The following is a 13578-nucleotide window of genomic DNA, read 5'->3' on the forward strand; positions in this document are numbered from 1 at the left end:
GGGCCGCGCGGTGGCTGCTGGGGCCCTCGGCGGCGGAGCGGATCGCCGCGCTGGAGGCGCGGACGGACCGGCTGCTGGAGCACAACCGGCTGGCGCGGGAGCTGCACGACTCGATCGGGCACGCGCTGACGGTCGCGGTGGTGCAGGCGGGGGCGGCCCGCGCCGCGGATTCCGCGCGATTCACGGAACAGGCGCTGGCGGCGATCGAGGACACCGGACGGCACGCGCTGGAGGACCTGGAGCGGGTCCTCGCGGTGCTGCGCGAGGACGCGCCGCACCCGGCCGGGCGCCCGACGCTCACCGACGCGGAGCGGCTGCTGTCGGCGGCGCGCGGATCCGGGGCCGAGGTGAGCGCGGAGTTCGACGGCGCGCTCGACGCGGTGCCGGGGCCGGTGTCGCGGGAGGGCTACCGCATCGTGCAGGAGGCGCTGACCAATGTGCTGCGGCACGCGGGCCCGGTGCCGGTGGCCGTACGGGTCGCGGTCGCCGGGGACGTACTGGAACTGGACGTGCGCAACCCGCTGGACGGGGCGGGCACGGGGTCCGGTCGCTGCGGGAGCGGGCTGCGCGGCATCCGCGAGCGCGCCGCCCTGCTCGGCGGGCACGCCGACGCCGGCCCGTACGAGGGCGGTTGGCGCGTCCGCGTGCGGCTGCCGCTCGACGGCGTCGGGCCCGTCGCCGAACTCCCCTCCCCCGCCCGGGGTCCGGACCGCGCGGCCTCCCGCCCGGCGGAGCGGCGTCCATGAGCCGGCCGTGTGCGGCGGGAGTTCGACGAGGGCCCCTAAGGTGATCGTGTGCCGATATCCGTGCTGCTGGTGGACGACGAACCGCTCGTACGGGCCGGGCTGCGGGCGATCCTCGCGGCTCAGCCGGACATCGAGGTGACGGGCGAGGCGGCCGACGGGGCCGCGGTGCTGCCGCTGGTGCGGTCGCTGCGGCCGGACGTGGTGGCGATGGACGTGCGGATGCCGCTGCTGGACGGCATCGAGGCGACGCGGCTCGTCCTGCGCTCGGTCGACCGGCCGCCGAAGATCCTGGTCGTGACAACGTTCGAGAACGACGCCTACGTCTACGACGCACTGCGCGCGGGCGCGGACGGCTTTCTGCTCAAGCGCGCCCACCCCTCCGAGATCGTGCACGCCGTACGACTGGTGGCTGCCGGCGAGTCGCTGCTGTTCCCGGCCGCGCTGCGGGCCCTCGCCGCCTCGTACGGCAACGAGCGGGCCCGCGCGGCGATGGAACGGGCGGCGCTCACCGACCGGGAGGCCGACGTACTGCGGCTGATGGCGCGCGGGATGTCCAACTCGGAGATCGCGCAGAGCCTGGTGCTGGGCACCGAGACGGTGAAGTCGCATGTCAGCGCGGTGCTGGCGAAGCTCGGGGCGCGGGACCGCACACAGGCGGTGATCGCCGCCTACGAGTCGGGATTCGTGGCGCCCGGATGACATCAGAGGCTCGCCGCGCCGTCCCGATCCGGATAACATCCGGCTCACATGTACAGCCGGTCGAACAGATGGTTGATCATGTGCGTGACGGGGGAGACGAAGGAGGCGGTACGTGGGGCGGCTCACCGGTGGAGACCCGTCTCTGCTTCGGCGGATCAACTCCGCGGTCGTGCTGCACGCGCTGCGCGCGGCCGACGCACCGACCCTCACCGACCTCGTGCAGGCCACGGGCCTGTCCAGGCCGACCGTGGAAGGCGTCGTCGAGGGGCTGATCGACACCGGCCTGGTGGCCGAGGCGTCGGCCGAGGAGGGCGGTGCGCGCCGCCAGGGCCGGCCGGCCCGGCGCTTCAGGTTCCGCGTCGAAGCCGGGCATCTGATGGGCGTGGAGATCGGACCGCACCGGGCCTCGGCGCTCCTGTCCGACCTCAGCGGACGGGTCCTGGACTCGGTCTCGCTGGACGTCCGGGTGACCGCGCCGGCCGACGAGCGGCTGGAGCGGGTGGGACACGCGGTCGACGACGTACTGCGCCGCTCGTCCGTGACGCGCGATTCGCTGCGCGCGGTCGGGGTGGCCAGCCCTGGCATCGTGGAGGCCGACGGGACCGTGCGGCTGTGCACGGCGCTGCCCGAGTGGACGGGGCTGCCGCTCGGTGAGCGGCTGCGGAGCTGGTTCGCGTGTCCGCTGCTGCTGGAGAACGACGCCAACGCGGCGGCCGTGGCGGAGCACTGGTCGGGCGCCGCGACCGGTTCGGACGACATCGTGTTCGTACGCGCCGGACTGAGCCCCGGAGCGGGCTCGCTGATCAGCGGCCGGCTGCACCGCGGCTTCGGCGGCGCAGCCGGTGAGATCGGCGCGCTGCACCTGCTGGGCCGGGAGGCCACCCCGGAGGTGGTGCTGTCCACGACCGGGGAACCGCTGCACCCGCTCGACGACGCCCAGGTGGCGCGGGTGTTCGCGATGGCGAGCGAGGGAGACGCCGGCGCGCGGGCGGCCCAGGACCGCTATATGCGGCGGCTCGTGCACGATGTGGCGGCGCTGGTGCTGGCGCTCGATCCCCAGCTCGTGGTGGTGGGCGGCTGGGCCGCCGGGCTGGACGGGGTGCTGGAGCCGCTGCGGTCGGAGCTGGCGCTCTACTGCCTGCGGCCGCCGCAGGTGGTCCAGTCGGCGCTGGGCGAGGCGGCGGTGGCCACGGGCGCGCTGCGCCTCGCCCTCGACCACGTGGAGGAACAGCTCTTCGCGGTCGAGAGCACGGTCACGGCGCGCCGCTGAGCGGGGCGGGGTGCCGCGGGCGATGGGCCCGTCAGTTCGTTGAGCCCCGCACGGTGCGCCGTACGGCCGGGCGGTGGGCCCGTCGGCTCGCCTCACGGAGCATGGTCACGGCGCGCTGCTCAGCCACGCGGGACCGCCGGGCGGTTGAGAACCCGTCAGCTCGTCGAGCACCGCCCGGTACGCGCCGCGCGGTCGGGCACGGCAGCGGGCGTCTCAGCTCGCGAGGAGTTCCATGCCGTTGTCGTCGAAGGTGAGCCGGCAGGTGTCGGCCCGGTAGGTGGCCACGGCGACGGCGGCGGTACGGCCGTCCGCGACGAAGCGGGTGGTGACGACGAGCACGGGCGCACCGGGCAGCCGGTCGAGCTGCTTGGCGTCGTCCGCCGGGGCGGAGCCCAGTTCCACGGCCCGGTCCTGGCCCGCGAGTTCGAGCCGCTGGAGCTCGCGCAGCACGGCGCGGGCGCGGGCCGGTCCGGCGGGGGCGTCGATCGCGGTGAGCCCCGGGACGGTGGCCACCGGCACGTACAGCACCTCGGCGGCGACCGGCTGACCGTTCGTCACGCGGGTGCGGCGGACGGCGTGCGCCTCTTCGTCGGCGGGCAGGCCGAGAAGCTTGGCGACGGCTGCGGGCGGCCGCCGCAGGGAGCTGTCCACGGGCTGCCAGGCGTCGCCGCCGGAGCCCGGCCAGGCGTGCGGGGCCTCGCCGACGGCCACGCCCACGCGGGGCGGGGCGACGGTGGTGCCGACGCCGCGGCGACGTTGCAGCCTGCCTTCGAGTTCGAGCTGCTCCAGGGCCTGGCGCAGGGTGGCCCTGGCGACGCCGAACCGGGCTGCCAGGTCGCGCTCGTTGGGGAGGATCTCCCCCACGGCGAACTCCGAGTCGAGCGCGTTGCTGAGTACGGTCTTCAGGTGCCAGTACTTCGGCTCCGGCACCGTTTCGAGCTGCGTGGTCCCCACCCTGTCCTCCGCCCCGACGGCACTTATGCGCGTTTCTTTATTAAAGGTTGTTGCAGTATGACTCGGACAATAGGACGGCACGCCACCTTGGTCAAGACCAATCCTCGTTCCGTCACACACCGCACACAAGTGGTCCCTCAGAGCGTTCACGTGATGTTGGCGCGCGACCTCCTGTTATGACGCTCCGTCGCCTCGGATAGCGTCGCGATCCACCGGGGCGCCATTCCGCGTCCCCGAGGGCGGCGGACGGCGAGGAGCGCGGGGATGCAGCAGGTCACGGTGGTCACGGGCGGCAGCCGCGGCATCGGCTCGGCGGTGGCCGTGCGGCTGGCACGCGCCGGGCACGGCATCGGCATCGGGTACGTACGCGACCGCGACGCCGCGGAGCGGACGGCCGAGGCGGTACGGGCCGCGGGCGCGGCGTGCGTGGCCGTTCAGGTCGACACCGGCGTCGAGTCCGAGGTGGACGCGCTGTTCGACACGGTGAAGGAGGCCCTCGGGCCGATCACCGGGCTGGTCAACAACGCTGGGATCACGGGTCCGCTGGGCCGGTTCACCGAGACGCCGGTGGCGGAGATGCGCCGGGTCGTGGACGTCAACGTGATGGGCGCGATGATGTGCGCGCGGCGGGCGGCCCTGGAGCTGTCGACGCGGCACGGCGGGCAGGGCGGCGCGATCGTGAACATCTCCTCCGCCGGCGCCACGACCGGCAGCCCCGGCGACTACGTGCACTACGCGGCGAGCAAGGCCGCGGTCGACACCCTCACGCTGGGGCTCGCCAAAGAGCTGGCGGCGGAGGGGGTCCGGGTCAACTCGGTGCAGCCGGGGATGATCGTGACCGACATCCACGCCACGATGGGCGACCCCGAGCGGCCGTGGCGCACCGAGGGCCGGGTACCGGCGGGCCGCCCGGGCGAGGCCGCGGAGGTCGCGGGGGCGGTCGCCTGGCTGCTCTCGCCGGAGGCGTCGTACACGACGGGTGCGGTGCTGCGGGTGGCGGGCGGAATGTGAGGCGGCGAGGGAAGCGAGATACGCGAGATATTCATTGACGCCTTTTGTGGCTGGTGTTTCGCGTGCGCAATTCGTTATCGGCAATACCGTCACCCGATAAGTAGGATGAGCGACAAGCCAAAACGTCGATTCACTCTTTAGGCGACACGGGGAACCCTTGCCCGGCACGCCCACCTTCCAATTCAATAGAGGGGAGCCGAACGCCATTCACTCTACTACAGGAGATTCGAATGAAGCGCATCACTCGCATCATGGCAGGTCTGGGTATCGCCGCAGCAGTAACCCTGAGTATGGGCACACCCGCGTCGGGGACGGTCGGTTTCTTCCAGTACACGAAGCCGGGGGGCGGACAGTCACTGCTGGAGAATCCGCGCAGCAACGTCTGCCACACCATCGCCGGCAACGGGCATGCCTACAACGGCACAGACAAGACGGTGGCCCTGTTCTCGCGGAATGACTGCGAAGGAACACCCACCGGCCACCTGAAGCGCAATCAGCATGCCGCGGATGTGGAGTTCGAAAGCGTCGAGTTCATCCGCTGACCCGTCGGCACCGATGTTGGAGGGGGACGAGAGGGGTGGTCAGGATGGGGAACCGAAGCAATGCGCTGGCGGTGATGGCCGTTTCAGTCCTGCTCGTTTTGGGCGACGTACTGCCGGCCCAGGCCACAGTCGGAACGTTCGAGTACACGAATCCCGGCCCCATCCGCACCATTCACGATTTCTCAGGAAATCTCTGCCACACTTATGTGCATGGTTCAGGTCACGCCTGGAACAAAACCAACGCTTCAGTGAAGATCTTCAGCACGAATGGCTGCTCCGGGATTCCTGTAGGCGAAATGGGACCGCACAGCAATAAGCGCGTTGATTTTCACAGCATCCAGTTCGTCAATCGCCCCACCTCAGGACGTTTCCAATACACGGAGCCAGGCACGGTAGCGACGCTGCACAACCCCCGGAGTAATATCTGCGTCACCATTTCCGGAGACGGATACACCTACAACGGCACCAACAAGACCGTGGAGATCTTCCACCGGAACGACTGCCTGGGAACCGCGAATCACTTCTTGCGGAAGAGACAGCACTCGGACTTCTTGATGTTCGAGAGCGTGAAGTTCATCAGATAGCAAAGACGCGCCGAGCGGTGTGCGCAGGTGAGGAGAACGGAATGCTGAAGGTGCACGGCAAGACGACGCCCGCCCGTACGTCCCGGCCCCGTGGGCCGGCGGTGGCGCTGGCGGCGGCAGCCCTGATGGCGCTCAGCCCGGCGGCCTACGCGGCCCCGGCCGCGTCCGCTCCCCCGGCGTCGCCCGCGAACTTGGCGGCATCCACTCCCCCAGCGGCGCCCGCCGCCATCCTGCCTCCGTACCAGAACGTGGCCAACGCCCCCAAAGTGGCGCGCGACGCGTGCAAGGCGTGGCAGACCCTCAACTGGAAGACCGGACAGACCGGCCAGTGGCTCGTCGTGCCGAAGAAGGGCGGTTCGCTGGCCGGCCGGGACATCTATACGGGCGGGACGTTCGGCAACAAGGACGGGCAGCTCCCCAAGGGAGGGAGCTACCAGGAGTTCGACGTCCCGTACGAGTCGTACAAGGCCGGCACGGTCTGGAAGCACTACGGCAAGAAGGACGGCCGTGGTGACCTGCGCCTGGTCCGGGACGCCAAGAACAAGCGGGTCTGGTACACCGCGAACCACTACCGGGACTACCGCGAGATCCAGAAGGGCTGCTGAGCCGCGGCCCTACCGGTCCAGGCCGGTGAGCTTGTCGGGGTTGCGGACGAGGTAGATGGTCGCGATCCGGCCGTCGGCCACGCCGACGGCGACCACCGAGTCGGGGCGGCCTTCGGACAGGATGAGCAGCGCCGGGGCGCCGTTGATCTCGGTGAAGCGGTACTCGGGCGCCGCGATGGGTTCTTGGGCGACGGCGGCGAGGAAGCGGCCGACCTTGTCGGCGCTCTGCATCACCCGCAGCGGAGCCTTGGCCTTGCCGCCGCTGTCGCTGACGAGCCGGACGTCGGGTGCGAGCAGCGCGAGGAGTCCCTTGAGGTCGCCGTGGGTTGCGGCAGCGAGGAAGCGCTCGGTCAGATCGCGCTGCTGGGCGGGGTCCACGTCGTAGCGCGGCCTGCGCTCCTCAACGTGGCGGCGGGCCCGTCCGGCGAGCTGGCGCACCGCGGCCTCCGTCCGGTCGAGGGCGGTGGCGATCTCCGCGTGCGGAAAGCCGAACGCCTCGCGCAGGACGAACACCGCGCGCTCCAGCGGGGAGAGCGACTCCAGGACGATGAGCACGGCGAGGGAAACGGAGTCGGCGAGCACGGCCCGCTCGGCGGTGTCGGGGGCGGTGGCCGCGTAGTCGGTGGCGATCGGTTCGGGCAGCCAGGGCCCGACGTACGCCTCGCGCCGGGACTGGACCTGCCGCAGCCGGTCGATGGCGAGCCGGGTGGTGATGCGTACGAGATAGGCGCGCGGCTCGCGGACCTCGCCGCGGTCGGCGGCGGACCAGCGCAACCACGCCTCCTGGACGACGTCCTCGGCGTCGGCGACGCGGCCGAGCATGCGGTAGGCGACGCCGGTCAGTACGGTCCGGTGTTCCTCGAAGGCGTCGAGCATCGCGTCGCTGGGGGTCACCGCTCCATCCCACCCGACGCCGCCGGGACTTGTCCACGTGAACCCGCTCTCACCGGGGCCGGCGGCGGGCAGCGGCGATCAGGCGTCGGCGATCAGGTATCGAGCGCCGGACGCCGCAGGCCGGCCCGCGGTCTACCCAGCGGTAACCGTTGCTGACATCCTGTCTCGGGAAGCCGACCGCGGAGGCCGAGGAGCTGCCCCATGACCGAGACGATCTCCTACCCCGTCGAGACGCCGACCGGCCGGCGCACGGTCGAGGTCGCGTACGAACGAAGCGGCGGCGGGGACCCCGTCGTCCTGCTGCACGGCATAGGTCACCACCTCCAGGCGTGGCACCCGGTCAGCGGCATACTCGCCGCCGAGCGCGATGTCATAGCCGTCGACCTGCCGGGGTTCGGCTCGTCCCCGGCCCTGCCGGACGGAGTCCCGTACGACCTGGCGGGCGTGGCCCCCGCGCTCGGCGCGCTCTTCGCGGCGCTCGGCGTGGACCGCCCGCATGTGGTGGGCAATTCGCTCGGCGGGCTGCTCGCCCTGGAGCTGGGCCGGCTCCGGCTCGTACGGTCCGTCACCGCGCTCTCCCCCGGCGGGTTCTGGACACCGGCCGAGCGGCGGTACGCATTCGGGGTGCTGCTCGGCATGCGGCGCGGCGCGCGGGTGCTGCCCGATCCGGTCGTGGCCCGGCTGGCCCGTACGGCGGTGGGCCGGGCGGCGCTGGTCAGCCCGATATACGCGCGGCCCGGGCGGCGTTCGCCCGACGCGGTGGTCGCCGAGACCAGGGCGCTGCGTACGGCTGCCGGCTTCGACGCGACGCTCGCCGCCGGACGTTCCGTCCTCTTCCGCGACGACGTGCCGGACGTCCCGGTCACCATAGGATGGGGCGCCGGCGACCGGCTGCTCCTGCCCCGCCAGGGCCTGCGTGCCAAACGGGCCATACCGCACGCCCGGCTCGTGCGGCTGCCCGGCTGCGGGCACGTGCCGATGAACGACGACCCGGCCCTGGTCGCCCGCGTCATACTCGACGCGACCCGCCCGGCCCCCGGCCGCTCGGCTTCGGGTCGTTCCGGAGCAGGCCGTTCGGCCCTTGGCCACGAGGCGGCCGCGACGGAGGCGGCCGGCGTCGAGTCCGGCGGCTGAGCGGGGGCGGGAGCCGGACGACCGGGAGCCGGGTGGCCGGGACGGGTCGGCTCTGGCCGCCTCCGCGCGGCCCGGCGCGTCGTCCGGCTGGCCCGGCGCGCCCGTACGCACCAAGGTGGGGTTCGTAACCCGAGTGCGGGTCCCGAGGGCGAGAGGTGCGGTGCAATGGCCGAGCAGGTGGATGTCGTCGTGATCGGTATGGGGCCGGGCGGCGAGCACGTGGCGGGGACGCTCGCCGACGCCGGGCTGAGCGTCGTGGGCGTGGAGGCGGAGCTGGTCGGCGGCGAGTGCCCGTACTGGGGGTGCGTGCCGAGCAAGATGATGATCCGGGCCGGGAATCTGCTGGCCGAGGCGGGCCGGGTGCCGGGTATGGCGGGGTCGGCGCAGGTCTCACCCGACTGGGGGCCGGTGGCCGCGCGCATCCGCGACGAGGCCACGACCGACTGGAACGACCAGGTGGCGGCCGACCGCTTCACGGACAAGGGCGGCAGGCTGGTGCGCGGGCGGGGCAAGCTGGCCGGGCCCGGGAAGGTGGCGGCCGGCGGCGAGGTGTTCGAGGCGCGGCGCGGGGTGGTGATCGCGACGGGGACGCGGCCGCAGATCCCGCCGGTGCCGGGGCTGGCGGACGTGCCGTACTGGACGAACCGGGACGCTGTCGCCGCCAAGGAGCCGCCCCGGACGCTGATCGTGCTCGGCGGCGGGGCGATCGGGGCCGAACTGGCCCAGGTCTTCGCCCGGTTCGGCTCGCGGGTCACGATCGTCGAGGCGATGGACGGCCTGATCGCGAACGAGGAGCCGGAGGCCGGGGAGTTGCTGGCCGGGGTGATGGAGTCGTCGGGGGTGACCGTGCGGACGGGGGCGCGCGCCACGGAGGTCCGGCACAGCGGTGACCGGTTCACGGTGGTGCTGGAGGGCGGCGAGGAGGTCAGCGGCGATCAGCTGCTGGTCGCCACCGGCCGGCGGGCGGACCTCTCGGAGCTGGGGCTGGAGACGGTGGGTCTCGATCCGAAGGCGCGGGTGCTGACGGTCGACGACCAGTTGCTGGCGGCGCCGGGGCTGTGGGGCGTGGGCGATGTGACGGGGCACGGCGCGTTCACGCATGTCGCGATGTACGAGGCGGCGATCGCGATCCGCGGGGTGCTCGGCGAGCCGGGGCCCGCCGCGGACTACCGGGCGCTGCCGCGGGTGACCTTCTGCGATCCGGAGATCGGCGCGGTGGGGCTGACCGAGAGTCAGGCGCGCGAGAAGGGGCTGCGCGTGCGTACGGGCCTGTCCCGCGTGCCGTCGACGGCACGCGGCTGGATTCACAAGGCGGGCAACGAAGGCCTGGTGAAGGTCGTCGAGGACGTGGACCGCGGGGTGCTGGTGGGGGCGACGTCGGCGGGGCCGATGGGCGGCGAGGTGCTGTACGGTCTCGCGGTGGCGGTGCACGCGGAGGTGCCGGTCGACCGGCTGCGGCACATGATCTACGCGTACCCGACGTTCCACCGGGGCGTGGAGGACGCGCTCACCGATCTCCGCTCGGCGGAGATGAGCGACTGAAGAACGGTCGAGGAACGGCTGAGGAGCGACTGAAGAGCCGCTGAAGGGCCGTTTGGCGCGCGGCTGAGGGGCGATCAGCCGAAAAGGGAGAATAAAGGGCGGTTAAGGGATCAGTGTGATCCTTTACCCATCGGTCACAGGACGTTCGTGATCACGCAACACCTCTCCGCCAGGGTGGCGGCATGAGTGATACGACATCGGCGAAGAATGTCCGGCGCCGCCACCACTGGCGGCGCGACGCTGTCGAACTGGCCGCCCTGTTCACGGCGGTGGCGGTCGCCGACTGCGCCGCCAACTTGATCGCCCACGGCCCCGAGGGGCCGGTGCTGCTGGCGTCCTCGGCGGCGGCGCTGCTGGCCACGGCCGGGTTCCACATCTGGTTCTCCCGGCGCCGGGGCCATTCCCCGCCGCTGGATGAGGCGGGTGATGCCGGTGATACCAGCGGCGCCGGTGCCGCCGAGGCTGCCGACGCCGCCGACCCCCTCGCCTCCGCCGCCCCCGGGCCCGACGGAGCGGGCGACTTCGCCCTGTGGCGGATGCGTACGACCGTACGGGACGAACCCGGCACCCTCGCGGCGCTGTGCCGGGCGCTGGCCCACCACCGGGTCGACATCCTGACCCTCCAGACCCACCCGCTGGCCGCCGGCACCGTCGACGAGCTGCTGGTGCGCGCCCCGGCCGCCCTGCTGCCCGCCGAGTTGACGAGGGCGGCAGCGGCCGGTGGCGGCGGCGACACCTGGGTGGAACGGGCCGACGCGCACGACCTGGTGGACGCCCCGACGCGGGTCCTGGCGCTCGCGACGCGCACCGCGCTGGACGCGGCGGAGCTGCCGCTCGCGCTGCGCCAGCTGCTCGGCCGGTGCACGATCCGCTCGCTGCCCGAGCGGCGTACGGACCCTGCGCCGCCCGCCGAGGGCGTGCTGGAGGAGACCGTGATGCGGCTGCGCGACCCGTCCGGCGGGACGATCACCGTGGAGCGCCCGTACCTGCCGTTCACGCCGGCCGAGTTCGCCCGCGCGCACGCCCTGGTCGGGCTCGACGCCCGGCTCGGGCCGCGGGTGCCGCACCGCCAGGACGTGCTCACCCTGCCCGAGGGCAACGAGATCACCGTGCGCCGGGCGGGCCCCGAGGACATCGACGCGGCGCGCGAGATGCACGCGCGGTGCACGCCCGCGACGCTGGCGATGCGCTACCACGGCCCGGCCGGCGACGCCGACCGCTACCTGGACCATCTGCTGAGCCCGCGGCACGGCCGCACCCTGGCCGCGTACACCGCGTCGGGGCGGCTGGTGGCGCTGGGCCATCTGCTGTGGGACGGCGACGAGACCGAGGTCGCGCTGCTCGTCGAGGACGCCTGGCAGCGCCGCGGCGTCGGTGCGCGGCTGCTGGCGCGGCTGGTCGCGCTGGCGGGCGACACGGGGTGCGAGAGCGTCTACGCCGTCACCCGGGCGGCCAACACGGGGATGGTCGCGGCCATGCGCGGTCTGGAGCTGCCGCTGGACTATCAGATCGAGGAGGGCACCTTGGTCATCTCCGCGCGGCTGGCGAACCGGCCCACGCCGCCGGCCCCGGAGACCGCGCCCGTACCCGCCGTGCGGCGTGAGCCCTCCGGCCCCGGTCACTGAGCGAGCGAACGGCTCCGGCCGACGGTGTCGGGCGTGCGAACGCGACGGGGGTTTTCGAGCGCGACGGGCGCCTCAGGTGCCTTCGAGCGGGGCGGGCGCACCGGGTGCGTCCAGGTGTGACGGGCGCATCAGCTGCGTGACGGGCAATGCCCGTGACGAGGCGGACCGTTCCGTACGAGGATGGGCCGCATGCTCAAGACCACTGACAGCCCGCTGCCCCGCCAGGTCGCCGACGCCTACGTCGACGCGCTCATCGAACTCGACCCGATCACCGGGACCTACCTGGGGGTCGCCGAGAGCGCCCGGTTCCTGCCCGACTACTCCCCCGACGGGCAGGAGGCGCTCGCCGCACTCGCCCGTACGGCCCTCGACCGGCTGGCCGAGGCCGAGCGGCGGCCCGGCGGGGACAGCGACGCCGAGCGGCGCTGCGCCCGGCTGCTGCGCGAGCGGCTCACCGCCGAGCTGGCCGTGCACGAGGCCCAGGAGTCGCTGCGCGCCGTCAGCAACCTGCACTCCCCCGCCCACTCCGTGCGCCAGATCTTCACGCTGATGCCGACCGGGACCCCCGAGGAGTGGGCGTCGATCGCGGCCCGGCTGCGCGTGGTCCGGGGCTCCCTGGAGGGCTACCGGGCGTCGCTCGCCGCGGGTCTCGACCGCGGGCTGTACGCCGGTCCGCGGCAGGTGTCCACGTTCATCGGCCAGCTGGGCGAGTGGATCGGCGCGGACGGCGGCTGGTTCGCGGAGTTCGCGGCCCAGGGGCCCGAGGCGCTGCGCGGCGAGCTGGACGAGGCCGCGGCCGACGCGACCGCCGCCGTCGCCGAACTCCGCGACTGGCTGCGCGAGGTGTACCAGCCCGCCGCCGAGGGGTCCCCCGAGACCGTCGGCCGCGAGCGGTACGCGCTCTGGTCCCGCTACTGGAACGGCACGGACCTCGACCTCGACGAGGCGTACGCCTACGGGTGGTCGGAGTACCACCGCATCCACGCCGAGATGCGCGCCGAGGCCGAGAAGATCCTCCCCGGCGCCACTCCCTGGGAAGCGCTGCGCCATCTGGACACGCACGGCGAGGCGGTCGAGGGCGTCGAGGAGACCCGCGTCTGGTTGCAGGCGCTGATGGACGAGGCGATCGAGGCGCTGGACGGTACGCACTTCGAGCTGGCGGACCGCGTCAAGCGCGTCGAGTCGATGATCGCGCCGCCGGGCAGCGCGGCGGCCCCTTACTACACGGAGCCGTCGCTGGACTTCTCCCGGCCGGGCCGCACCTGGCTGCCGACCATGGGCGAGACCCGGTTCCCCGTGTACGACCTGGTCTCCACCTGGTACCACGAGGGCGTGCCGGGCCACCACCTCCAGCTCGCGCAGTGGACGCACGTGGCGGACCAGCTCTCCCGCTACCAGGCCACGATCGGCATGGTCAGCGCCAACGCCGAGGGCTGGGCGCTGTACGCGGAGCGGCTGATGGACGAGCTGGGCTTCCTCACCGACGCCGAGCGGCGGCTGGGCTATCTCGACGCGCAGATGATGCGCTCGCTGCGGGTGATCGTCGACATCGGCATGCATCTGGAGCTGGAGATCCCCGACCACTCGCCCTTCCACCCGGGCGAGCGGTGGACCCCCGAGCTGGCGCGGGAGTTCTTCGGCATGCACAGCGGGCGTCCGGCGGACTTCGTCGACAGCGAGCTGGTGCGCTACCTGGGCATGCCGGGGCAGGCCATCGGCTACAAACTCGGCGAACGGGCGTGGCTGACGGGCCGGGAGGCGGCCCGTCAGGCGCACGGCGACGCGTTCGACGCCAAGGCGTGGCACATGGCGGCGCTGTCGCAGGGGTCGCTGGGCCTGGACGACCTGGTGGCGGAACTGTCGGCGCTGTGACCCGCGCGCCCGGCGCGGGCGGGGCGGCTTCGGCGGCCGCCTGTCCGCGCCGGGCGAGCCGGCGGGGCCGCGGCACGGCCCCTCATCCGCTCAGCGATCG

Annotated in this window: 12 protein-coding genes and 1 pseudogene; 11 read left to right on the forward strand and 2 right to left on the reverse strand. The window is 72.9% G+C overall.

Annotated features, from left to right (window positions below; genetic code table 11):
- Positions 1-2 precede the first annotated feature (2 nt).
- From AB0I22_RS27205 to AB0I22_RS27215, 3 genes and pseudogenes are all read left to right on the forward strand, one after another.
- Positions 3-659 (forward strand): annotated as a pseudogene (locus AB0I22_RS27205) (histidine kinase); the annotation flags it as partial.
- A 135-nt stretch (positions 660-794) separates the two neighbouring features.
- Complete coding sequence (locus AB0I22_RS27210; RefSeq protein WP_363133547.1) at positions 795-1445, forward strand: response regulator transcription factor; 651 nt, start codon at positions 795-797, stop codon at positions 1443-1445.
- A gap of 112 nt (positions 1446-1557) precedes the next feature.
- Positions 1558-2715, forward strand: coding sequence for an ROK family transcriptional regulator (locus tag AB0I22_RS27215; RefSeq protein ID WP_363133548.1), 1158 nt, complete (start codon positions 1558-1560; stop codon positions 2713-2715).
- 213 nt (positions 2716-2928) lie between these two features.
- Here the strand turns inward: AB0I22_RS27215 and AB0I22_RS27220 are convergent, their stop codons facing one another.
- Positions 2929-3669 carry a GntR family transcriptional regulator gene (locus AB0I22_RS27220; RefSeq protein WP_363133549.1) on the reverse strand — a complete coding sequence of 247 codons (741 nt, stop codon included), beginning with the start codon at positions 3667-3669 and terminating at the stop codon, positions 2929-2931.
- A gap of 264 nt (positions 3670-3933) precedes the next feature.
- Between AB0I22_RS27220 and AB0I22_RS27225 the strand changes: the two genes are divergently transcribed.
- The 4 genes from AB0I22_RS27225 (at position 3934) to AB0I22_RS27240 (ending at position 6411) form a co-directional block, all read left to right on the forward strand.
- Positions 3934-4680, forward strand: coding sequence for an SDR family oxidoreductase (locus AB0I22_RS27225; protein ID WP_363133550.1), 747 nt, complete (start codon positions 3934-3936; stop codon positions 4678-4680).
- A 230-nt stretch (positions 4681-4910) separates the two neighbouring features.
- Positions 4911-5222 carry a hypothetical protein gene (locus tag AB0I22_RS27230; RefSeq protein WP_363133551.1) on the forward strand — a complete coding sequence of 104 codons (312 nt, stop codon included), beginning with the start codon at positions 4911-4913 and terminating at the stop codon, positions 5220-5222.
- A gap of 44 nt (positions 5223-5266) precedes the next feature.
- On the forward strand, positions 5267-5806 hold the full coding sequence (locus AB0I22_RS27235) for a hypothetical protein (RefSeq protein ID WP_363133552.1): 540 nt from the start codon (positions 5267-5269) through the stop codon (positions 5804-5806).
- A gap of 41 nt (positions 5807-5847) precedes the next feature.
- Positions 5848-6411 carry a ribonuclease domain-containing protein gene (locus AB0I22_RS27240; protein ID WP_363133553.1) on the forward strand — a complete coding sequence of 188 codons (564 nt, stop codon included), beginning with the start codon at positions 5848-5850 and terminating at the stop codon, positions 6409-6411.
- 9 nt (positions 6412-6420) lie between these two features.
- Here the strand turns inward: AB0I22_RS27240 and AB0I22_RS27245 are convergent, their stop codons facing one another.
- The gene (locus AB0I22_RS27245; RefSeq protein WP_363133646.1) at positions 6421-7287 is read right to left on the reverse strand and encodes an RNA polymerase sigma-70 factor; all 867 of its coding nucleotides are present in this window, start codon (positions 7285-7287) and stop codon (positions 6421-6423) included.
- Positions 7288-7506: 219 nt separating this feature from the next.
- Between AB0I22_RS27245 and AB0I22_RS27250 the strand changes: the two genes are divergently transcribed.
- From AB0I22_RS27250 to AB0I22_RS27265, 4 genes are all read left to right on the forward strand, one after another.
- Positions 7507-8439: an alpha/beta fold hydrolase gene (locus tag AB0I22_RS27250; RefSeq protein ID WP_363133554.1), complete on the forward strand. Its 933-nt coding sequence runs from the start codon at positions 7507-7509 to the stop codon at positions 8437-8439.
- A 165-nt stretch (positions 8440-8604) separates the two neighbouring features.
- Complete coding sequence (locus tag AB0I22_RS27255) at positions 8605-9981, forward strand: NAD(P)/FAD-dependent oxidoreductase (RefSeq protein WP_363133555.1); 1377 nt, start codon at positions 8605-8607, stop codon at positions 9979-9981.
- 182 nt (positions 9982-10163) lie between these two features.
- Entirely contained in the window at positions 10164-11606 is a 1443-nt protein-coding gene (locus tag AB0I22_RS27260; RefSeq protein WP_363133556.1) for a GNAT family N-acetyltransferase, read from the forward strand.
- Positions 11607-11795: 189 nt separating this feature from the next.
- Positions 11796-13478, forward strand: a complete 1683-nt coding sequence (locus tag AB0I22_RS27265) for a DUF885 domain-containing protein (protein ID WP_363133557.1) — start codon at positions 11796-11798, stop codon at positions 13476-13478.
- The last annotated feature ends 100 nt before the right edge of the window (positions 13479-13578 follow it).

Origin of the sequence: Streptomyces sp. NPDC050610 (genome assembly GCF_040654875.1) — a bacterium.
Taxonomy (GTDB): domain Bacteria; phylum Actinomycetota; class Actinomycetes; order Streptomycetales; family Streptomycetaceae; genus Streptomyces.